This window comes from Sporosarcina sp. NCCP-2222 (genome assembly GCF_023168145.1).
In the GTDB taxonomy this organism is placed as follows: Bacteria; Bacillota; Bacilli; order Bacillales_A; family Planococcaceae; genus Sporosarcina.
The window spans coordinates 85439-106855 of sequence record NZ_BQYK01000005.1; the positions used below are offsets into that span (position 1 = coordinate 85439).

The 21417-nt window shown below is 44.5% G+C and carries 27 protein-coding genes and 1 riboswitch; of the genes, 9 read left to right on the plus strand and 18 right to left on the minus strand.

Translation table 11 applies throughout. The features are described from left to right. Window positions 1–221: 221 nt before the first annotated feature. Window positions 222–1049, plus strand: a complete 828-nt coding sequence (locus tag NCCP2222_RS12225; RefSeq protein ID WP_248512635.1) for an STAS domain-containing protein — start codon at window positions 222–224, stop codon at window positions 1047–1049. A gap of 55 nt (window positions 1050–1104) precedes the next feature. Here NCCP2222_RS12225 and NCCP2222_RS12230 read toward each other — a convergent pair whose 3' ends face one another. The 7 genes from NCCP2222_RS12230 to NCCP2222_RS12260 all read right to left on the minus strand — a co-directional run bounded on the left by NCCP2222_RS12230 (window position 1105) and on the right by NCCP2222_RS12260 (window position 4318). Beyond that, window positions 1105–1476: a nuclear transport factor 2 family protein gene (locus tag NCCP2222_RS12230; RefSeq protein WP_248512636.1), complete on the minus strand. Its 372-nt coding sequence runs from the start codon at window positions 1474–1476 to the stop codon at window positions 1105–1107. A 19-nt stretch (window positions 1477–1495) separates the two neighbouring features. Next, on the minus strand, window positions 1496–2017 hold the full coding sequence (locus tag NCCP2222_RS12235; RefSeq protein ID WP_248512637.1) for a nucleoside deaminase: 522 nt from the start codon (window positions 2015–2017) through the stop codon (window positions 1496–1498). Next, entirely contained in the window at window positions 2010–2516 is a 507-nt protein-coding gene (locus NCCP2222_RS12240; protein WP_248512638.1) for a hypothetical protein, read from the minus strand. The genes NCCP2222_RS12235 and NCCP2222_RS12240 overlap by 8 nt, the downstream gene beginning before the upstream one ends. A gap of 18 nt (window positions 2517–2534) precedes the next feature. Next, a complete protein-coding gene (gene nadX, locus NCCP2222_RS12245; protein WP_248512639.1) occupies window positions 2535–3317 on the minus strand; it encodes an aspartate dehydrogenase in 783 nt (260 codons plus the stop codon). Between the two features lie 39 nt (window positions 3318–3356). Further along, complete coding sequence (locus NCCP2222_RS12250) at window positions 3357–3551, minus strand: hypothetical protein (protein ID WP_248512640.1); 195 nt, start codon at window positions 3549–3551, stop codon at window positions 3357–3359. An 82-nt stretch (window positions 3552–3633) separates the two neighbouring features. After that, window positions 3634–3858 (minus strand): hypothetical protein, encoded by a 225-nt coding sequence (locus tag NCCP2222_RS12255; RefSeq protein WP_248512641.1) that lies wholly within the window; start codon window positions 3856–3858, stop codon window positions 3634–3636. Window positions 3859–3943: 85 nt separating this feature from the next. Then, window positions 3944–4318, minus strand: coding sequence for a YhfM domain-containing protein (locus NCCP2222_RS12260; RefSeq protein WP_248512642.1), 375 nt, complete (start codon window positions 4316–4318; stop codon window positions 3944–3946). Between the two features lie 164 nt (window positions 4319–4482). Here NCCP2222_RS12260 and NCCP2222_RS12265 point away from each other — a divergent pair, with 164 nt between their 5' ends. After that, entirely contained in the window at window positions 4483–5301 is an 819-nt protein-coding gene (locus NCCP2222_RS12265) for an MBL fold metallo-hydrolase (RefSeq protein WP_248512643.1), read from the plus strand. Window positions 5302–5344: 43 nt separating this feature from the next. Here the strand turns inward: NCCP2222_RS12265 and NCCP2222_RS12270 are convergent, their stop codons facing one another. Both NCCP2222_RS12270 and NCCP2222_RS12275 read right to left on the minus strand, forming a co-directional pair. Continuing rightward, window positions 5345–5836: an antibiotic biosynthesis monooxygenase family protein gene (locus NCCP2222_RS12270; protein ID WP_282570702.1), complete on the minus strand. Its 492-nt coding sequence runs from the start codon at window positions 5834–5836 to the stop codon at window positions 5345–5347. A 71-nt stretch (window positions 5837–5907) separates the two neighbouring features. Next, window positions 5908–6447 carry a GNAT family N-acetyltransferase gene (locus tag NCCP2222_RS12275; protein ID WP_248512644.1) on the minus strand — a complete coding sequence of 180 codons (540 nt, stop codon included), beginning with the start codon at window positions 6445–6447 and terminating at the stop codon, window positions 5908–5910. Between the two features lie 145 nt (window positions 6448–6592). Here NCCP2222_RS12275 and NCCP2222_RS12280 point away from each other — a divergent pair, with 145 nt between their 5' ends. Both NCCP2222_RS12280 and opuFB read left to right on the plus strand, forming a co-directional pair. Next, complete coding sequence (locus NCCP2222_RS12280) at window positions 6593–7543, plus strand: ABC transporter ATP-binding protein (protein WP_248512645.1); 951 nt, start codon at window positions 6593–6595, stop codon at window positions 7541–7543. Continuing rightward, window positions 7536–9056, plus strand: a complete 1521-nt coding sequence (opuFB, locus tag NCCP2222_RS12285) for an ABC transporter permease/substrate-binding protein (protein WP_248512646.1) — start codon at window positions 7536–7538, stop codon at window positions 9054–9056. Before NCCP2222_RS12280 ends, opuFB begins: the two co-directional genes overlap by 8 nt. 58 nt (window positions 9057–9114) lie before the next feature. Here the strand turns inward: opuFB and NCCP2222_RS12290 are convergent, their stop codons facing one another. Together NCCP2222_RS12290 and NCCP2222_RS12295 are read right to left on the minus strand one after the other, a co-directional pair. Next, entirely contained in the window at window positions 9115–9414 is a 300-nt protein-coding gene (locus NCCP2222_RS12290) for a hypothetical protein (protein ID WP_248512647.1), read from the minus strand. 116 nt (window positions 9415–9530) lie between these two features. Further along, the gene (locus tag NCCP2222_RS12295) at window positions 9531–10148 is read right to left on the minus strand and encodes a nitroreductase family protein (RefSeq protein ID WP_248512648.1); all 618 of its coding nucleotides are present in this window, start codon (window positions 10146–10148) and stop codon (window positions 9531–9533) included. A gap of 126 nt (window positions 10149–10274) precedes the next feature. Here NCCP2222_RS12295 and NCCP2222_RS12300 point away from each other — a divergent pair, with 126 nt between their 5' ends. The 4 genes from NCCP2222_RS12300 (at window position 10275) to dapA (ending at window position 12889) form a co-directional block, all read left to right on the plus strand. Further along, window positions 10275–10628, plus strand: a complete 354-nt coding sequence (locus NCCP2222_RS12300) for a winged helix-turn-helix transcriptional regulator (protein WP_248512649.1) — start codon at window positions 10275–10277, stop codon at window positions 10626–10628. Between the two features lie 29 nt (window positions 10629–10657). Beyond that, window positions 10658–10807, plus strand: a complete 150-nt coding sequence (locus tag NCCP2222_RS12305) for a hypothetical protein (protein WP_248512650.1) — start codon at window positions 10658–10660, stop codon at window positions 10805–10807. A gap of 154 nt (window positions 10808–10961) precedes the next feature. Continuing rightward, on the plus strand, window positions 10962–11432 hold the full coding sequence (gene yiaA / locus NCCP2222_RS12310; RefSeq protein ID WP_248512651.1) for an inner membrane protein YiaA: 471 nt from the start codon (window positions 10962–10964) through the stop codon (window positions 11430–11432). Between the two features lie 127 nt (window positions 11433–11559). Then, window positions 11560–11737: riboswitch (Lysine riboswitch) on the plus strand. A 258-nt stretch (window positions 11738–11995) separates the two neighbouring features. Further along, a complete protein-coding gene (dapA, locus tag NCCP2222_RS12315; RefSeq protein ID WP_248512652.1) occupies window positions 11996–12889 on the plus strand; it encodes a 4-hydroxy-tetrahydrodipicolinate synthase in 894 nt (297 codons plus the stop codon). Between the two features lie 63 nt (window positions 12890–12952). Here dapA and NCCP2222_RS12320 read toward each other — a convergent pair whose 3' ends face one another. Together NCCP2222_RS12320 and NCCP2222_RS12325 are read right to left on the minus strand one after the other, a co-directional pair. Beyond that, on the minus strand, window positions 12953–13564 hold the full coding sequence (locus NCCP2222_RS12320; protein WP_248512653.1) for a Type 1 glutamine amidotransferase-like domain-containing protein: 612 nt from the start codon (window positions 13562–13564) through the stop codon (window positions 12953–12955). Between the two features lie 41 nt (window positions 13565–13605). Then, a complete protein-coding gene (locus NCCP2222_RS12325) occupies window positions 13606–14580 on the minus strand; it encodes a quinone oxidoreductase family protein (RefSeq protein WP_309295966.1) in 975 nt (324 codons plus the stop codon). Between the two features lie 433 nt (window positions 14581–15013). On the opposite strand from NCCP2222_RS12325, the gene NCCP2222_RS12330 reads away from it, so the two are divergent. Further along, window positions 15014–16591: an MFS transporter gene (locus tag NCCP2222_RS12330; RefSeq protein ID WP_248512655.1), complete on the plus strand. Its 1578-nt coding sequence runs from the start codon at window positions 15014–15016 to the stop codon at window positions 16589–16591. Window positions 16592–16642: 51 nt separating this feature from the next. Here NCCP2222_RS12330 and NCCP2222_RS12335 read toward each other — a convergent pair whose 3' ends face one another. From NCCP2222_RS12335 to NCCP2222_RS12355, 5 genes are all read right to left on the minus strand, one after another. Continuing rightward, window positions 16643–17320 (minus strand): ABC transporter ATP-binding protein, encoded by a 678-nt coding sequence (locus NCCP2222_RS12335; RefSeq protein WP_248512656.1) that lies wholly within the window; start codon window positions 17318–17320, stop codon window positions 16643–16645. 1 nt (window position 17321) lies between these two features. Then, window positions 17322–18353 carry an ABC transporter permease gene (locus tag NCCP2222_RS12340; RefSeq protein WP_248512657.1) on the minus strand — a complete coding sequence of 344 codons (1032 nt, stop codon included), beginning with the start codon at window positions 18351–18353 and terminating at the stop codon, window positions 17322–17324. Window positions 18354–18473: 120 nt separating this feature from the next. After that, window positions 18474–19040 (minus strand): hypothetical protein, encoded by a 567-nt coding sequence (locus tag NCCP2222_RS12345; protein ID WP_248512658.1) that lies wholly within the window; start codon window positions 19038–19040, stop codon window positions 18474–18476. Then, window positions 19030–19812: a YqhG family protein gene (locus NCCP2222_RS12350; protein WP_375709187.1), complete on the minus strand. Its 783-nt coding sequence runs from the start codon at window positions 19810–19812 to the stop codon at window positions 19030–19032. Before NCCP2222_RS12350 ends, NCCP2222_RS12345 begins: the two co-directional genes overlap by 11 nt. Window positions 19813–19826: 14 nt before the next feature. Further along, window positions 19827–21365 carry a DEAD/DEAH box helicase gene (locus NCCP2222_RS12355; RefSeq protein WP_375709184.1) on the minus strand — a complete coding sequence of 513 codons (1539 nt, stop codon included), beginning with the start codon at window positions 21363–21365 and terminating at the stop codon, window positions 19827–19829. Window positions 21366–21417: the final 52 nt, after the last annotated feature.

Here is a 21417-nt window from a genome sequence, read left to right on the forward strand (position 1 = left end):
TTCATACAAATGAGCTGCTAGAATCGATAGCCGATGTCCTTCGGGTGCAACAAGCCCAGTACAACCCATAGCCTATATACAAGCCCTTTTGCCTCTTGGCCATAGGCTTCTTTTCTCTCAACCTACCGAACCGTAAATTATTAGCAATAGCCATCCATTTATATTAAAGTAATAGAAAGGTATAGAGATTCAATACGCAATCCACCAGGGGAGGCAAAGCAGTGACAAGATGTGAGGAACTATACGAATTTTTGGTCAACAAAGCAACAGCGTTGACAGAAAGATGGTATGAAGAATCTGACAAGACTTCAGGCGTTTATGCTTCTACAAACCCTGAGGAAATACGTTTTTTGAAAGAACAAAACAAGTTATTTCATCTAAAGTTTTTTCAAGTACTTAAAGAGGATGAGGACATATTCCTTAAAAACCTAGAGGAGTGGATTTTGGCAGTCGCGAAAGATGAAAGCCATCAGGTTACGCCAATCAATTCCATTATGAAAGAGTTTTATCGTGTCCGAAACCATTACTTGGAGCTCGTTCAACAATTCATCGTTGAACAGAATGGCACCGAAGAAGAATCGAATAAGTGGAGTCAAGTCATTATAGATACGATGGACCATGTGACCATTTGGTTCCTCGAAGAGTATGACAGATATTCGATGGAGCGTCTTAATAGTCACCGGGAACTGATCAACGAGCTTAGTGTACCGGTCATATCACTTACATCAAATACCGGACTCTTGCCGCTTATCGGGGATATCGACACATTACGCGCAAAATACATTTTGGATGAGGCATTGGCTCAATGTGCAGGCAAGGGACTGGATCGCCTATTCATCGATTTATCAGGCGTGCTTATTGTCGATACCATGGTTGCTCAGCAACTATTTCAATTACACGAATCGCTGCGTCTGCTAGGCATTGAGACGACCCTTTGCGGCATTCGTCCGGAAATCGCTCAAACTGCTACGCAGCTTGGTCTGTCATTCGAAAATATAACGATTAGTTCTACATTGCAGCGGGCCTTGCAGTCCACTGTCTTGCAATAAAAAAAGTCCTTGGCGAATTTTGCCGAGGACTTTTTTATTTATGGGCAATACCGTGTTAAAACATCCCGTTCTCATTCGGCGAGTCGGCATTCAATGGTTGCCCCACATCCCACATCTCCACGATCTTTCCTTCGTAAAAGCGGAACAGATGCACAACCGCCGCTCCGATATCGCTAGCATTTTGTTGAATATGCGAATAGACCATCACTCTCCCGGCTTCCTCCATAGTCTGCTTCACTGTAATAATTTTTTCCGGGCTCCTGTCCCCATTCTGTTTCATTGCTGTCCGCAATGATTCTGCATCTCCAGGGAAATATGGATTATGGTGAATTAAATCAGGGCTCACATAAGTTTCAAATGCTTTGTCAATCTGTCCGGCAACGATACGTTGAAGAAACGCCACTGCCTTGTCTTTATTCGACTCCATCCAATTACTCCTCCTATGCTCAATCTCGAACTTTACTTTTCGTAGCTTCCCTCAAATGGGCCACATGGTTTGGATTATCCTCCCACGCGCGCATGAGCTTTCGCTGCTTGTCTTTCAAGTCCGCCTCAGGCTCTTCAATAAGTTCCATGCGGTCCATCTTCTCCTGAAAAATGCCCGCTTCTTTCATTTTGCGCAAGCCTCCAAAGCCCTTTTCGTCATTCAACAGCCAAACTACCCTTTTAATTTTGGAAAACAGAATTCCTCCTGTGCACATCGGACAAGGCTCCAATGTGCTGTATAGTGTAAATGTCTTCTGCCGAATTTTGGCATCAAATATAGATTCTCCGGCATTTCTTATGACATCAATTTCCGCGTGTGCCGTAGTATCTTGGGCAGAATGGACACGATTCCGGCCAATGGCAATTACGTTAGACTGCTCGTCCACAAGAACGGCACCGACCGGGTATGTATTTTCTTGTAATGCCAGTTCAGCCTGCTCCAGTGCCAGCTCCAAGTATTTTCGGTCTTGATTACTACTCAATGGACTTTCCCCTCCTAGAGTCATTTACGCACCGAACCGCATAGGTGAACAATCCAGCAAAGATGGTGGCAGCAAGAAACCACAGATACGTGAATCCATTGAAGTACTGGCTGTTGACATGTGGTGAAGCAAGGGAATCTGTAATCGAGCGGATGTAATCCCAGTCTTCCCATCCATGCATTTCTTTGTTCACTTGAAACAAATACTGTCGATATCGTTCCAATGCCTGTTGCTGATAATATATACCGGCCCCTATTACAGCTGCCAGTACTAGCAACATACCCCCTGCAGCCGCTAACTGGAGTTTCATCTTTTTAAAGATAAAATACCAAAGGACAAGTGACAAGATAAAAAGAAGCGGCAACGGCATCATGAACAAGAGAGCAACATTCCCATTCCCTGACACACTGCCTGGGCGCGGGGTTAACTGATTAATAAGCCAAAACAAACCGGCTGATATTACAAGTAAACCGCCGAGAGCCAGGTTCATCTTTTTCATGTGCATCACATCCTCTGTTTATCTGCCGATCCTAACCGCATTCCCTTTGTTCTTGAGTGTCGAAATGATGCTCAAAGCGGCGAGATAACTCGTTTTCGGATTTGAAGGCATCGGCTTATTTTCAATTTCCATCCGCATCTCTCCAAAGTCCCCGGCAGCTTCGATACAGTGTGTATTTCGATCAATGTCAGGATCGGCGATGACACGCACCATCGTTTTCTCGGAACCAAGACCCGCCAAGGATAACAGTAAGGCGACATTCACATTTCTGGGGAATCTTTCGATTGCCGCCCTAGCAGACCCTTCGAAGATTACCGCAGCTTCTTCGATGGATTCCATCCCTAACGAACGAGGTGATTTTTTCGTTGTAATCCGGACTTCGCGCAACCCGCCTATAGCATTTGCCGATTGCAAAAGATCCAGTCCTCCTATGGCTCCGGAAGGGAGATAGATTATTACTCCATTTCTTTTCGCAAGATCTCGTATTTCTTGTAAGAATGCATCGTCTTTAAGTGCACCAATACTGCTGACGATCAAGTCCTTTTTATTCTCTACAATTTGTTTCATATAATGGACAGCAGCCTCCACAGTTGCCGCTTCCACAACGATGTCTATCGATGACTGAAGAAACGCCTGGAAGTCCGTATAAAAAGCAACTCCATATTGTTCTTTTAGTCGCTCTCCTGCTTCGTTATTTCTGCCAAACAGCGAAACGACCTTTCCATCCACTTGCTTATCTATGTTGAATACCTCTAATAAATGCGTTGCAATATTGCCTGTCCCGATAATACCGATCTTCATGCTGTCCCTCCTATCATGATGGATGAGCCCTGCTTTGGCCTACTGCCACGGATAAGCACTCCACATCCAATAGACGGCAAAACCGATAAACAGAACGAAAGTGAAGGCCGTAGAGATTTTTAAGACGGTTGAATTTTTCATATTCCTATTCAGTATCTTATAAATGACGAAATTAACTGCGATAACGGCAATCAGCGTGAGAAAGACCCACAGCCAATATTCTATGCCCATCATCCAGCACCCCCTATTGCTAAATTGTCCCAGTTGTTCATTTCTTTCATGGTACCACATCTGGAACCGTTCATGCGTATTGCTTCTATAACACCTTTAAAAACCAGATGAGATAAAACAATGTTAAGATGGCTAACCCGATCATAGACCTAATTTTTATATACTTTATCCCCTCTTCCGAAAACTCGGGATCCTCGCTATACATCCAGCGTTCTCCCCATAATGTTGTATCTTCCGGATATTTCAGTTGGAGGATTAGAAAGAGATAGATAGGGCTGAGTAAGATAAATGTGATAATGAACGTAAACATACCATTCCCCTTTTCTCCCAGTTTACTTATTTATATATACGTAACTGGACTTCAGGAGTTTCAAAACTACCCATATTCTGCTGAATCAATCCCTAGAGGTCAGCAGAAGATACACCTCTTTTGCATCTTCCATCTGAAAGGTATAAACGGTATGCGTATCTAAGGTGTTCATGACCGCTCCCGACTCTTCGGAAATCCAAAGAAAGTACGTGTCGCCATCTAGTTCAAATTTGTAATTCGGATTCACCATGTCCACAATTCCTGGCAGCCTGTCTGCCCTTTTCACAGCATGCTTCAGTTGCTTTAGGACATCTGCTTCTGTGATTGCTTGCAAGGAGGATTCACTGTATAAGCTCTCACTTTTCTGCAAGGCAAGGGGCGGGGCTTTTTCTTTCGTCTCGGAACAACAGGCAAGGACGGGCAGCAACAGTGAGATAATGCCAGCAACATACCATCTCATTTCATCACTCCTATTCAAGTTGTTAACCTATTGAATAAGACGGTTCTCAATTGTTTTCGTCTCAGCTATTTCGCTAATCTATTATTTATTATCAAAACGTACTGAATAGTCATTCATTTCATGGTAAGCTACTAATAAGAGGGATTAAATTGGGGGTGCAGCCATTGTTCTTGAAAAAGACATGCATTCAAGGAGAATCAAGCGGCGTACGGTACATTAATGGCATTCTTTCCTGGAAAGGGGTGCAGCTTAATGTGCACTGTTTTGAAACAGATGGGGGTTTGATTGATACGGGGGCCCAATCTTTACTAGAGGAGTTCAAGCCTTTCTTTGCCAAAGCGGACATTGATCAAATCATCGTCACACATGCACATGAAGATCATACAGGCGGAGCAGGATTTCTGCAAAATGAGTATGGGCTGCCCATTTATATTCATGACATGTCCATTGAAGAATGTACCGAAAAAGCAAAGTATCCGCTCTATCGGAAATGGTTCTGGGGAAAGAGGCAGCCATTTTTAGCACAGCCGATTGGAGAGTCCTTTACATCACGAAATTGCTCTTGGAGTGTGATTACGACACCCGGCCACTCAAATGATCATTTGGCTTTCCTAAATTCAGATACCGGACAACTCTTCTCAGGTGATTTATTTGTTCATCCAAAGACCAAACTGATCATGCGCGAAGAGAGCATCCCAACCATTATCTCTTCCATCGAAAAAGTATTATTCTTCGAATTTGACGAACTGTTCTGCTGCCACGCGGGCTATGTCAAAGAGGGACGAAAAGCGTTTCAAAGCAAGTTGGATTATCTCTATGAACTGCGAGCGCAAACCCTTGATCTATATGCGAAAGGTTGCCATGCGATAGAGATTCAAACAAGGCTATTTCCAAAAAAATATCCCATCAGCCGCTTTTCAGCCGGCGAATGGGATTCCATCCATATGATCAATTCGATTATTAAAGAAGCGGGGACGCCCTGATTTTTATGGAGTGCCCTCTTCTGGATGGAGTGGTGCTGGCCTCTCACTGATACGTTGTCACAAATGAAGGCCGCGGGAAAATATTCGGCCGCTTGTCGATGCCCTCGCTCGTTCCCCGTTTTGCATGAGCTTTCGAGTAGGCTTGCGATTGCTGCCAGCTAATAAATGACTCCTCGTTTTCCCACATGGTCAAAATGACATACGTATCTGAATCAAGCGGGCGAAGAACACGAATGGCGACAAACCCCGGCTCCTGTTCAATCAGTCCGGCCCGATTCCGAAAACGCTGCTCAAACAGCTCTTTGCCATCCTCACTGACCGGAATATTATTCAGCACAGCAAAACGGCCAGGCTCCAGTTCTCCTGTCCAATCCAAAACCTCGTAAGACTCGGTCCATCCAACCGGCGAAGACTCTTCCTCCAGCAACAGCAAATGCTCTTCATTATTTTTCAAATGAATGTTCATTCCGTTCCCGATTTGTTCTTTTATCTTCATTACTTCCTGCTCGTTTCCTAACCACTTGAAAATTTTCATTGTAAAATCTCCTTTTTACGAAATGGACTTTTTATTAGATCGAATCAGTAGAATACATTTCTCCATCAGTCTTACAGAAAATTGGCCTTATCGTAGTCTTGTTTTAGGATCGCCATGATAATTTCATCAACATATTGTCCATTATATTTTAATGACTGCCGGAGAACTCCTTCTCGCTGAAATCCTGTTTTCTCATATGCTCTAATACCACGAGCATTATGCGCAAAGACCTCTAGCTGCAATCGATTCAAACGGAGATGATTGAAAACATACCGCAGAACGAGTTGAATGGCTTCCGTCCCATACCCCTTGCCAGTTAACTGAACCGAGCGCATTGATATGCGAAAACCCGCTTTAAGATCTTCTTCATCAATATCTAAAATAGAAAGTTCACCTAGTAAGGAGTGATCCTCCTTTGAACAGATGGCAAAGTCTTGACGTGTTTGGTCATTAGCACAATTATCAATGTGCCGTTTAATTTGGTCCAGTGTAAAGACAGCCTTCGTACCAGTCATATATCGTATCTCTTCATCCGTCGTCATTTCCAATAAAGCCGTTGCATCTTGCCCACAAAGCGGTCGTAAGTAAATTCGTTCATTTTCTAGAAACATTCATCAATTACCTCCTGACAATTGTCGGCTTTCCAAGGGATGTTTATGGGTATAGATCACTGGCCGTCTTGCTAAAATTAATTGTATATCATTTCCTTTTAAAACGTAAATATGACACGATGAAGATTGCAAAGGAGTGAAGCGGATGATCCGTTTTGAAAAAGTATCCAAAACATATGATGATCAAACACTGGTCGTTGACTCCATCAACTTGGAAATCGACCGTGGAGAATTTCTTGTGTTAATCGGACCTAGCGGTTGCGGGAAGACGACAACATTAAAAATGATTAATCGCCTTATCCCCCTCACGGACGGTACGATTTGGATCGATAACAAGAAAGTCAGCGAGTATCCGATTCATGAACTGCGCTGGCGTATCGGGTACGTTCTGCAGCAGATTGCCTTGTTCCCTCATATGACGATTGAGGAGAATATTGCGATCGTGCCTGAGCTGAAGAAATGGAAAAAGGAGCGTATTCATGCCCGTGTGACCGAATTGCTCGACATGGTAGGTCTGGACGCAGATACGTACCGGCATAGGAAACCGAGTGAACTATCCGGCGGGCAGCAGCAGCGAATTGGCGTCATTCGGGCATTAGCGGCTGATCCCGACATTATCCTCATGGATGAGCCGTTCAGCGCACTTGATCCGATTAGCCGCGCGAAACTGCAGGATGATTTGATGTATCTGCAAAAGACGATTAAAAAGACGATCGTGTTCGTCACGCATGATATCCAGGAAGCTTTGAAGCTGGCAGACCGGCTTTGCATCATGAAGGATGGGAAGATTGAACAGATCGGCACACCTCAAGAAGTGACATCCCAGCCGGCTACAGCTTTTGTACATGAATTTATAACAAGCGGCATACCGGACCCTTTTAAGATAGCAGACCATTTACAGCCCCTTGAGGAAGGGTTCGATCGCTTTCCAACCGTCTCCATCGACGAAGGCTGGGCGAAACTGCTGAATTCCCTCGTTGCTTCAGAACAAGTGGCGGTTCAAAAAGAAGGTGAAGTGGTTGGCACGATATCGCGGGAAACGGTAATTGCTTATTTGGCCAATGATGCAAGGGAGGGACGTCTAACGAATGAATAATTTTTTGAATGTCTTTCAAGACAGGAAGGCTGAATTAGCCAGTGCACTGTTGACGCATATCCAAATCTCGCTGATCTCCCTCTTTCTGGCAGTGCTCATTTCCATTCCGATTGGCATTTATTTAACGAACCGGAAACGGATGGCTGAAACGATCATAGGTGCGAGTGCAGTGCTCCAGACGATCCCATCGCTTGCCCTTCTCGGCCTGCTCATTCCGCTGTTCGGCATCGGCAAAGTACCTGCTATTATCGCACTTGTCGCTTATGCCCTACTCCCGATTTTACGGAATACATATACAGGCATTAATGAAGTGGATCCATCGTTGAAGGAAGCTGCGACTGCTATGGGGATGAATCGCTGGAAACGGCTGTCGAAAGTCGAGCTCCCGCTGGCCATGCCCGTTATTATGGCAGGAATCCGCACTTCCATGGTCCTCATCATTGGAACCGCAACACTAGCCGCACTCATCGGAGCCGGTGGACTTGGGGATTTGATCCTGTTGGGAATTGATCGAAACGACCCCTATCTCATCGTGCTTGGCGCCATTCCAGCTGCGCTGCTCGCACTTGGATTTGATTTTTTGTTGAGGAAATTCGAAGGGTTGTCCTTTAAGCGCGCTACTATTGCATTAACCGCATGCTTGGTCATTGCGATTCTCGTCATCGTTCTGCCATTCCTCTCGCTGCGCGAAGACGAACAGCAGCTCGTAATCGGAGCCAAGCTTGGAGCGGAGCCGGAAATTCTTATTAATATGTATAAGCTCTTAATTGAAGAAGAGACTGATTTATCTGTTGAACTGAAGCCTGGTCTCGGCAAGACATCTTTTGTCTTCCAAGCTCTGCAATCCGGAAGCATTGACATGTATCCTGAATTCACTGGGACCGCATTGTCCGAGTTTCTGAAAGAAGAGGCTGCCAGCAACAACCGAAACGAAGTGTATGAACAGGCGCGGGATGGCTTGGCTGAGCAATTCGACCTCGCCCTGTTGCCCCCGATGGCATATAACAACACATACACCCTTGCTGTTTCCGAGGCCTTCGAACAACAATATGGCGTGAAAACCATCTCGGATCTCGCCGCAGTTGAAACGGCTGTCAAAGCCGGTTTTACACTTGAGTTCAAAGACCGCGAAGACGGCTACCGAGGCATTCGCAGCCTATATGGTCTGGACTTCCCATCAGTCCAAACGATGGAGCCGAAACTCCGTTACCAGGCAATAAAAACCGGTGATATTAATCTGATGGATGCCTACTCAACAGACAGCGAACTGCAGGAATATAAAATGACAGTCCTCGAAGACGACAAAGAGCTCTTCCCGCCTTATCAAGGAGCGCCTCTCTTGCGGGAGGAGACCCTGGAACAGTATCCGGAACTCGAAAACGTGCTCAATCAACTCGCCGGCAAAGTTACCGACGATGAAATGCGCGACTTGAATTATCGAGTGAATGCAGAAGGAGAAAGCCCGGAAGACGTGGCCCAAGAATTTTTAAAGAATGCGGGTTTATTGAAATAAACAAGATGGCCGAGATCAAGACATCGATCTCGGCCATTCCTTTCTACAGTTAGCCCGCTTAAGACGAATACTCAATCGGTACGACGAGAAGCCCCAGTTCATCCACCTTGTACCGATCGAGCGCTTCTTGGAGGGTACGCACATATGTCACGATGAACGTGCCTGACAAAACCGTGTCATAGTCGTCCCATAATTCAATCTGGCCGCCATCATGGATAACATGTGAATCTGCTTTATCTTCATACACAAAGACGGCTGTCGGGGTGAAATGAAGAATGACAGGATACATTTCCTCCGGCTCACCCGCTATTTCGGCTGGTTGCCCGCTATAAGGGTTTTTGAGTTTATTGAAGAACACCAATCACTCCTTCTTCTTTACTACCCTTCATACGTTTTAACCTGATATAAGATTCATTACATAAAAAAAGCGGGTTCATGTGACCCCAGCCATTGAATACATATTATTATTAGCAATCAGATAAATTTTACTTTATTCTCGATTGGAAGCCGGGTAGTTTGATACCCCGGGGCGCTTTCCTTGCCAATTGTGATGAGGACAATCGGGAAATACTGCTCATCCACTTGGAAACGTTCGGAAAATTTCGCTTTGTCGAAGCCGCCCATTGGCCCTGTCGCATACCCTCGATTTTTGGCAATGAGCATGAACTGCATCGCAACAAGACCCGCATCAAATGTTGCCATATTCTTACGTGCTTCTTCCGGCGCGTACGGATACGTCTTGTTTGTATTGCTGATCAGCACTTCCTTGCTTGCATCGTCAATGAAGCCTGCCTCTGACATACTGTCATAGACTGGGCCTACATTTTTATAAAACTCTTTGTCGCCTAATACCGCGATGACAGCAGAAGCAGTTTCGATCTGTTCCTGATCATATGCGATCGCCCGCAAGTCTTTTCTTTCTTCGGCATCCAGAAAGACAAGGAATTCCCACGGCTGCAAATTGCTTGTTGAAGGCGCTAGGGTCGCTTCTTCCAGCATTTCAAGCAGTTCCTTTTTTTCAATCTTGGCACTTGGATCATATTTTCGGACTGACCGGCGTTCCCGAATCAATGTGGATAGATGTTCTGACATTCCAATTCCTCCCGTTTCGAACTAATCTTTAGTAAGTACAGAACTAGCATACTTTTAGCAAGTTGAAGACGTCAAGTGTTTTGCAATGTGCTATGATAAGAAAAAGTAAAAAACGGGGTTGGAAGTATGAAGAAAGATCTTAAAACGATAGAAACCGGCACGGAGTCCACCTGCCAGAAATACCGAAGCGCTATTGAGTTCATTGGGAAAAGATGGACGGGCATCATTATCTTTAATCTATTCGACGGGCCTAAACGATACCATGAACTGCTGAATGCAATTGAAGGAATCTCAGACAGGCTGCTATCGGAACGCCTCAAAGATCTGGAAGAAGAAGGATTACTGGAGAAACGCATTATTGCGGAAGCACCAAGAAAGGTCGAATACGAATTAACCCCACCGGGCCATGAATTCAAAGATGTTTTCAAAGCGATATTAGGCTGGGTCGAGAAAAAGGATGAGTTTGTGAACCGTAAGTAGAAATAGGGATAGGTCTAGGGGGTGTTCCTATGATTTTTATAACGTTCGGCATACTATTCGTCGTTAACTTTGTCATCTGTTCCATTATCACGATTCTCTTCGGCCTAACTCGGAAACTTGATTGGGCTATAATTGCCGTCATTAGTTTTTTCCTCGCCCTTGTCGTGGTGGCTTTCTAATTTCCAAGTAAATCATGAACTTTACAGAACGCTTCCATAAGGCGAGCGTTCTTTTTCTTGTTTGTAATTTGCAAAGAGATACAATATTTCAAATATCGATTGTCGCCTCTTATTCTTTTAGCTATGATGAAGGTAAGAGGAGGGAGATGATTCAATGACTCAGGAAAAGGAATATGTAATTGAAAAAGAAAAACCCCAGATACCAAAAATAAAAGTGGAAAGAAAAGACGGAGAACCGACAGCGGCTTTCAAAGGAGCATCCATTGCAGCATTGCTGATTGGGGTATCATCCTATTTAATCGGCTTGTTCAATGCAGGCATGGAATTAAATGAAAAAGGCTACTACTTTGTCGTTCTCATTTTCGGTCTTTATGCTTCCGTTTCCTTGCAAAAGGCGGTCAGAGATAAAGAAGAGGGCGTCCCGGTAACAAATATTTATTATGGCATCAGCTGGTTTGCGCTGATCGTTGCGATCGCCCTAATGGCGATTGGCCTATATAACGCCGGTAGTATCGTCTTAAGTGAAAAAGGGTTTTATGCAATGGCGTTCGTGTTAAGTATTTTCGCTGCAATTACAGTGCAGAAAAACGTCAGGGATACACAAAAGGCAAGAGAAGCAGAATAATATTTTTTACGCTGTACATGGACGTTTCAATCGAATTTTTAAAACTTTTTAAGTTTTTTCTTGCATTTACTTCTGAAAAGGGGTAAAGTCGTAGTAATTTAACATTCACTTATTTCGCAAGTTTTGAAGTAAGGATAGAGGCGCAAAGACCATCAGTACACAGTCAGAGGATAATGAGATCCGACGAAGACTGTAGAAAGGGGAATTTGCCGAAGTGGAGAGAAGCTCATTATCTCGAAGCTGGTTCTGCGTTGAATAAGCACAGAATTGTCATATAGGAAACTATATGGAGGGCTATCTTATGCAATGAAATAATTTATTATTTCAACTGCAACAACGAGCCCTCGTTGTTGCTTTTTTGCGTTCAATTCACTTGGATCATGAAGATGCACGGAGGTTATACTCCCGCTTTTCCAAGTTAAGCCTTCGGCAGAGGTCAGGTATTTTGAGAGCTACACTCAGCAGCTCGACAATATCCCGGCTAAAATACTCCGAGGCGTGATTGATCACTTGCCCTTCTCCCTCTATTTTTTAATTAAAAAAATGATAGGATGTGGAGAACAATGAATTTCGGACGAATTGTAACAGCTATGGTGACTCCTTTTGATGAACAGGGTGAAATTGATTTCCAGGCAACACAGAACCTGATTAATTATTTGATTTCCAATGGCACGGAAGCATTGGTTGTCTCGGGAACCACAGGAGAATCCCCGACCTTGACGAACAAAGAAAAAGCCAAGTTATTCAAGTTTACCGTAAACGTTGTAAATGGCAGGGTGCCCGTCATTGCAGGAACTGGCACCAATAATACAAAAGAGTCCATGGAAATGACCCTGCTCGCGGAAAATGCAGGAGTCGACGGCATTATGCTCGTGACTCCGTACTATAACAAACCTTGCCAAGAAGGGCTATATCAACACTTTAAGGCTATTGCAGAGATTACGACTCTGCCGATCATGTTATACAATATTCCGGGACGCAGTGTCGTCAATATGTCCGTTGAAACCGTCATCCGCCTCTCGAAGATTCGCAACATCGTGGCAATCAAAGAGGCGAGCGGGGATTTGGACACCATGGCTGAAATTATTGATCGCACGCCAAAGAGCTTTGCATTATATAGCGGCGACGACGGACTGACACTTCCTGTATTATCGATCGGCGGCGCAGGCGTCGTTTCGGTCGCATCTCACGTAGTCGGGAATGACATGCAAACAATGATCGCACACTTCCAGCGGGGCGATTTTGACCAAGCTGCACGGGAACATCGCAGACTGCTTCCTATCATGCGCGCCCTATTCGCAGCGCCAAATCCGTCTGCTGTCAAAGCGGCACTCAACCTAAAAGGCATTCCAGTCGGCGGGGTCCGGTTGCCGATGATTCCACTAAATAGCGACCAGCTGCGCAGCTTATACCAATCGTTAACGCTCTATGAGGAATTAGCTTTTTCGAGAAATTGATCAACTTGCAAAGTTACATGCCAGGTTCACACTATTGTGGAGCCTGGCATGTCTCATCATGGACTAGTTGCATGGGGTTGTGATCTTTACAAGCAGCTTCTCATTTTGAAAGTGTAAATTCTCGTTGTCTGTTAATGCATAGATGGGGCTGCTCTTCCGACTGCGTGCCCAGGCATCGAATGCAAGACGCCGCGACTCTTCATTATAATGCGGACACAGGCTTCCCTTCATGATCCCAAGCCCTTGAAACTCCTCATATCCTGCCTCACTTTCACTGAAGCACGCCTCAAACCAGCACATTGCACCTGCACTTATCCCAGCAAGAATTACTCCGTTTTGATAGGCATTTTTTAAAACGACATCAAAACCGGTCCGGCGCCAAATTTCAAGCATAGATTGGGTGTTTCCCCCGCCTACATATACAATATCCAACTCATTCACCACTTCTTGAATAGCCGGCAACTCAAAGTCTTTTCTTGTAAAATGACTTGGTTCCTCCGCTCGGAAAGCTTCATAGAACTTATCAATATATCCTTGTGCATCGTTGCTTGCCGTTCCAATAAAAGCGATTTTAATGGGACCTTGTTTCCGGCAGATTTTCAAGAGGTACTCATCAATAAATGGGCTGTCTTCTGAAAACCCGCCGCCTGAAATGGCTAGTATATGTCTTTGCATTCATACTCTCCTCCCTTTCATTCGTCATATTAATAAACGCTTCACTCCACTCTCAATAGAATCTTCCCTTCATATTTACGACTTTCCATTAACCGATGGGCCTCTGAGGCATCTTGTAATGAAAAAACATGAGCGATAGGCAGAGCAATCTGATGTAAAGCAACTAACTCAATTACTTCGGCTGCAATCAATGCCAATCGTGCAGGATCATGCTTTCTCGTAGTGCCTAAACTAAAACCCTTAATACTTCTGCAGCTACTATGGACATCATTTGTTGAAAAGGTTCCCGGCAGACCACTACTATTTCCAAATTGCACAAGTGTACCATACAATGCTAAGCATTCTAAGCTCTTCCCTGTTACCTCACCGGCTACAGAGTCAAAGATTACATTCGCTCCTTGACCAGCCGTATGATACAAGACTTCTTCAACAAACGAATCATAGGTGCAAACAATATCCGCCCCTAAGTCCTTAACATACTTTCCTTTATCCATATGGCCTACCGTACAAATGATTTGATGCGTTCCATATGATTTCGCTAACTGTACAAGCATGGAGCCAACACCGCCAGCGGCACTATGTATAACAATTGTATCTGTTTTTTTAATTTGTCCAATCTCATGTAATAGGATAAATGCTAAGAACGATACAGTCGGCATAGCAGCAGCCTGCTCAAATGAAAGACTTTCGGGAATTTTAAAGACTAAACGTTCATCCGCAATCACGTATTCTGCATACGATCCATATTTAGGGAACGCAACAACCCGATCCCCTTTTGAAAAACCCGAATGAGGATGAGCCTCTTCAATGATCCCAGCCGCGTCCAACCCTAGCAGTAGAGGAAATTGCCCATTCCCTTTATTACCTCTGCGAGTTTTTATATCTGCATAATTCACACTTGTAAATGCAACTTTTAGTAAGCATTCTCCCGTACCCATTTTGGGACGTTCAATTTCTTCAGTCAAAAGAACATCAGGTCCACCGAACTCTTTTTGAATAATCGCTTTCACATTCATCCCCTCCCATTCTCAATGTAGCATGAAATAGAGCTTTCATGAATTTTCAAATTCCTATGCACTTGCATAAGTATTTTGAATCAAGTTTTGTAAGACCAATTCAAAATCAAGGCATGTCTCGTTTTCGGTGATTTTTCAACAAGTCCAAACATTGATAAAGGATCCAGCTTGATGTTCCAATATTAACAACGCGTCTGAATCCCCCCCCATAATAGCAAGCGTAAATAGGAGAACAGTCCCCACCACTCGGTCTTTATGACATGTTGAAGCATAAAAGGTTCTTAGCGATTTAGAATCGATTATGGACACTTTCGGGCATAATTCATTAAATAGAAGAGAAATGTTTAGTGGAGGTCCACTTGTAACATGTAGTTCACCTTCCGTTCATCTTCGATTATTATAATAATCACTCATTATTTATGGAGGTGAGATCATGGCAATGAAGGAAAAAAAGACGACTACCTTAGGTTTTACGATACTATTGATTGGCGTGTTCATGGCAGCTTTGGACAATGGAATTATTAGTGCCGCTTTGACAACGATCAACTCTTCGTTCGATGTATCTGCTACGTCTGGAGCCTGGGGAATTACACTGTATACGCTCGGCCTGGCCGTCGCGACACCGATTGTCGGGAAGCTGGCAGACCGCTATGGACGCAAGAAATTATTCCTCATTGAAGTCGCGATTTTTACGATTGGTTCACTTGGTGTAGCACTCAGTCCAAACTTCACTCTGTTCCTGGCGGCGCGTTTATTCCAGGCGCTTGGCGGCGGTGGTATTTTCATTATCGCCAGCTCCCATGTCCTCAGTACATTTGCTAAAGAGAAACAAGGCAGCAAGCTGGGATTGCTTGGTGCAATGAACGGGATTGCTTCTGTTGTCGGTCCGAATATCGGCAGCTTTCTAATTGATCTGACCGGAAATTGGCATTGGCTCTTCCTAATCAATGTGCCGATCGGTATTCTGTTAGTCATCTTCGGCTGGGTTTCCTTGCAGGAAACAAAAACTTCCGTACTTTCGAAAATCGATTTTCTTGGCATCTCTCTATTATCTTTCTCCATCCTAAGTGTCATGTTTGCCGTTAACAACCTGGGTGAAGGAAACTTGCTGAACAGCCTTCTCGGTTGGAGCACGCTCGGTTTATTGTTGCTCGGCGTTGTCCTTTTCGCCTTGTTGATCTTTGTGGAAAAACGCAATGAAGCAAAGCATGTCGATCCGATTTTACCGTATCATCTACTGCGCAAACCAACGTATTCCATGACGATGGTGATGGGAGCACTTTCCGGGCTTTTCATTGGTGCCGTCATCTTCATCCCTTCTTATGCGGAGCAAATTCTCGGCATACCTGCATCTAAGTCAGGGTATTGGATGACGCCACTCGCCTTAGCATCAGGTATTGGAGCGGCAGGCGGCGGATTCTTCGTCGATAAACAAGGTCCTGTTAAAACACTTGTCCTCTCGGGAATCATTTCGGTCATCGGATTCGGGGGACTTGGTCTATTTGTGGATTCAAAAATGACCTTTATCATTTTCTCCGTCATTGCAGGAATCGGCTTCGGTTTCGTTCTTGGCGCTCCTCTGACAGTGCTGACTTCAAATGCTGCCGGCAGCCAAAAAGGTTCGGCAATTGGTACGTTGTCGGTCGCCCGGCAAATCGGTCTGACGATATCCCCTACAATTTTTGCGGCTTTCATCCAGCAGGGCTTCAGTCAGTTAGGCTCGCTTATTCCCGAAAAGATAAAAGCGCACGGAATAGACCCTGCTGCCATGCCGAGTGATGCAATGGAGTCAGTGAGCGGCGGAGGGTATGCGAATATCCAGGAGAGTATCGATAAGATTCCTGTGGCGGACGTACGAGATGCTTTGAATGAAGCATATCAAAGCGCTGTCCATTCAGCGTACGAGCCGATTTACTTAACGTCTGCAGGCGCCGCTCTCTTCATGATTATTATTGCTTTAGTTTTCAGCAAGAAGTTCGCCAGAGACGCAAAAGACCATCCTGCAGAGTAACGCATGAAAAAAGGGAACAGCATTATCGCTGTTCCCTTTTCCTATGATCTTTTATTCCTCAATATAGCCATCCCGCATGGTGATGATCCGATCGACATACGGCAGCATCTCTTCGTCGTGTGTGACCATCAGTGTGGTCAATTTTAGCGTTTTGGTCAGCTGTCGCAGCAACTCCATTACATCCTTGGAACGTTTCGTATCAAGGCTCGCAGTCGGCTCATCGGCGAACAGGATTTTCGGACGATGGATAATCGCCCGTGCAATCGCGATGCGCTGCCGCTCCCCGCCAGATAGAGAAGCCGGATATGCGTCTTTGCGGTGATCCATTTCAACGAGCTTTAAGATCTTGTCGACTTCTTTTTCCTGCTCTTTCTTGGTGAGCTTGGATTCTGCGACATCCAGCATTAATAATAGCTGCTCTTCCACTGTCAAAAACGGAACGAGATGGGATGATTGAAAGACAAAACCGAATTCGGACGCCCGAACTTGGCGGATCTCCTCCTGCGACATCTTCGTCATGTCTTTTCCTTCAAACAGAATTTCTCCATCAGTCGCCCGCTGCAGGCCAGCTGCGATTGTCAGGATGGTAGATTTCCCTGAGCCGGATGGTCCAATGAGCGCCGTCATCTCCCCTTCCTTCAAGGTAAGATCGACACCTTTCAAAATCTGTTCTTCCACTTCACCATTCGTAAAGGTCTTCGTAACATCTTCTATTAGAAATGTCGCCATCTTACATCTCCCCTTGCTGAATCGCTTGAAGCGGCTCGATTTTTTTAATTTGGAACCCGGAAATAGTAGCACCGACAAAACCGACGATAAGGAATACTGCCGATAGCATCAAGACAGTGTCGAGTGACAAATGGAACGGCATTCCTTCTGGTGCTACGAAATTAAAAAATTGGCTTAAACCAATGCTGAGTGACAATGCGACAAGCGTAATCGCAATCATTTGGAACCAAATCATTTTAAACAGCGCAATCGTCTTCATTCCTATTGCTTTCAAAATGCCATACAATCCAATCTTCTGCACGTTCATCATATAGAAGAAGATCGCGAACAGCATGCCACTGATGACAACTAAAAACCAAATGATCATGTTCAATGACATTTGTTCGGCACTGTAGCTTGGAATGGCATTCAAAAATGTTTTATTGCTGAATGACTCAAGGCCATTGTAAGCAGGTGCATCTTTCCCTGGAATGAAAATCGTTTGCATTTCCATAACACGGTACATCTCTTGATAGTTCGTTATATTAATATAGGCAACCGGCGCGTGGCTGTATTTCTTCTTGTCGACAAAGCCTTTGACGGTGAACTCACCGCTGAACTGGTTGTTTGTCAACACATCGCCTACACGGATGCCATCTTCCTTAAGGGAGCTGTCCAAAAGAATTTCGCCTTCTCTTACATCCTCAAATACATCCGATTCCGTGGAGGTGAGAAACGCAACACTATGCTGCTTGTCCTCTACGTCGTTGACAAACCCCATTTGCACCGAAAAGGCAGTCGCTTGTGGATGTTCCTTCACTATTTCCTCTTGCAAGCCTGTATCTATTTTGGATAAATTATAGGTTTGCTTGGCGTTTTCATTCAAATAAAATTGGCCTTCCGGCAAATCCTTGATTAATGCCGCATTATCTTGCGACAAACCGTTTGCCAGACCTGAAATAATAAACGTCAAAAAGCTGACGAGAAATATAATCGAGCCGAGAATCAAAAACTTCGTTTTGTTCTTCCGCATTTCTTTCCATGCTATCTTCACTGAAATCGCCTCCGTTATTGTTCTTGCTTTTATATTACGGCGGCAATATAAACGGAAGGTGAACAGTTGATTACAATATCAAAGACATCAAAAAAGCCTGCAGGCGCAGGCTTTGCTCACTTATTGCTCGAATGGATACCTAATTGAATTGGCAATTTCCACAAGAACTTGAGGGGTTACAATTTCTGATATCCGCTTATCTACCATCAGCTTGTACTGCCAAACATCCTTTTCAAAGACCAATAAATTGAAGCCTTCCAGCCTAATGTAGTGTGCCTCGCTTTGATCAAGCAATTGGTACGTACCTACAATGCTCTCGTCTTTGAAAATGAGCTTTTCAGCAAGTGGCCGGATGACAATTTTGTAATGGTTCTCGGAATATTGATCACTGATCATTGTTATTTCAAACAAATCGTTCATGTCTCCATCCAAGTTAGAAAATCTCGCGAACTGATGTGTAAATGCAACAGGAGGCACCCGGAGAGGCAAGTTGATTTTATAATCAAAATGCTTTTCCGCTTCACCCAGTGCCACATCTATTTCTTTGTATCCAATCTCTTGATAAATCCGCTCGTATGGCAGCCTTTCAGTTAACTCTGCTTGAATGGTTCTCTCACTAAAGAATAATGAAAAGGTAAGTAGGAGCATGACGATCGATACGTGGCGCGTTTTCCTATCAACGGACATAAAACAAGCCCCCATTAATAATTTCCACCTTAATCTTCGTCTCATATTGCTCTTTTATCGCCTTTTTTTCCATTTCATAGCTTTCAGGACGTTCCTCTGTGTCTTTATAAAAGTACTCCAGCACTTGCAGATCTCTTTTCTGTCTGGCCGCCGCTTCGTCGGCCCATGTGTGGTCGTCTTGCGCAATCAACTCATCGATTAATGTTTCAAGCCGCTCCATAGCACGCATCGGTTTAATGATATAAGGCAAATAGAAAGTGTTTGGAGGAATAGCCGCTTGTAGCCTCAACTCGCTGACCGCTTCGTGGAATCCGTCCATAATGGCGCCTGTCATTAAATTCATTCCGAGCGAATACAGCATTTCTTTCGTCCGGTCGCTGCTATACGTAATTTTATAGTTCACGCCAAGCCATGGGGTCAGTACGGTTTGTACCCCGGTTTGATTGTCCACATTCTCAAATAATTGAACAAAAGCCCCTCTCTCCTTCGCCACTTGAAACAGTTGATTCAATCGCGGAGAACCATAGTGCACAACTTCCCCTGGAATGTTCAAGCCCATTCGGGTTTTGTCGGTAATCAATGTCAGCTTCGCCGGATTCGGCTCGCCTCCTGTACTTTCCACGTAGCTCCAGTAAAAGGGCCGGTTCATGATCCGTTTATCCATCTCGATTGTTAATTGGACTGATAGATGATGGTCGCTTTCCTGCACGATCGGGCAATTCGTCTCCATGAAAAACGTCCTCAAGTATTGCTGGATCTGCTTTGGATACAGACTAATCACCTCCCTTAGATTGACAATCTATATTCTGAAAGGATATCGTCCAGCTCGCCCACCACTTTTTCGAAGACCCCTATTTTCGTATTCAGCAATTCCAACATATAATCCTCAATCGTATGTTTAATGGCCAGATTATAAATATGGACATCATGCTCCTGCCCAAGCCGGTGGACACGCCCGATCCGCTGCTCCACCTTCATCGGGTTCCAAGGCAAATCATAATTGATGACATGATGGCAAAATTGCAAGTTGATCCCTTCGCTGCCCGACTCTGTGGCAATCAACACTTGCGCTTTCTCTTTAAATAGTTGCTTCATCCATTCCCGCTTGCTTTTATTGAATTTGCCGTTGAACGGAACACTCGTAATTCCTTTGGAGAACAGATACGCCTGCAAATACGTTTGGCTTGCCCGGTATTCAGTAAAGATGATGACTTTATCATTTGCCTGCTTAATAATTTCATACGCTTTCTCTGCTTTCGTATTGATCTCGAGTGCCTGAAGTTTCATCAGCAATTCATTGATATACGCCCGCTCTTCCGCACCGTTGCATTTTTCAACGAGCTTCTCGAGCGTCAGCCAAGCAGCCTCTTTACTGCTGCAAAACTCCCTTTTCAATGTCATCACGGTGAATGCATCTGAAAACGCCTTTAAATGTTCCGCAGAATTTGCGATGAGATCATACACTTCTTTTTCCTTCTGGCTGAATTCGATCGGAATAATCTGCACTCGACGGCTCGTCCAATCAAGGCCAATATGCTGCCTGGAATTCCTCACCATCACTTGGTTAATCAATTCCTTCAAAAACTCATCTTCTTCCACGTTGTGCTTGCTCGCGGAAAACACTTGTTGAAACGTCTCAAAATTTCCAAGGTGACCGGGTTTAAGAAGTGAGATGAGATGGAATAATTCAAAGACATCGTTTTGTATGGGAGTCGCCGTCAGCAACAGGCAAAATTTCTTTTTCAGGCTTTGGACAAACTCATAGTTCTTCGTTTTATGATTCTTTAATTTATGAGCTTCATCCACGATGACCAAATCATAGTTCTGATTGTAGATGTTTTCCTTGTGGGGGCTTCGTTTCGCCATGTCGAGGCTCGCCACGACGATATTGCATAAATTCAAGTCGTACTTCTTATTAAAAGGAACAGCGGGGATATGAAATTTTTGATTCAACTCTTCAATCCATTGCGTCGACAAGGAAGCCGGAGTCAAAATCAGCGCTTTTTTCACAAGCCCCCGGATGAGGTACTCCTTCATTATAAGCCCCGCCTCAATCGTTTTGCCAAGACCGACCTCATCCGCCAATATCGCCTTGCCATTCATCCGTTCAATGACTGTCTCCGCCGCCTCCAACTGATGTGGATATGGCTTAAGTGCGGGCAAGAACTTAGGGGACTGAAGACCATAAAAAGTCGGAATCAACTTCCGCTTCTCCACGTCGTAGCTCATTTGATACAATGTCCAATTGTCCCACTCCTGCTCGCCATCCAACCGTTTCTGCAAGCCTTCCATCCAATCAGACGATTTCTCGATTCGCATATACATCCCCTCACCCAACTTTTTCTTTCCGTTAGGCTATCCAATAAAGAAATTACTA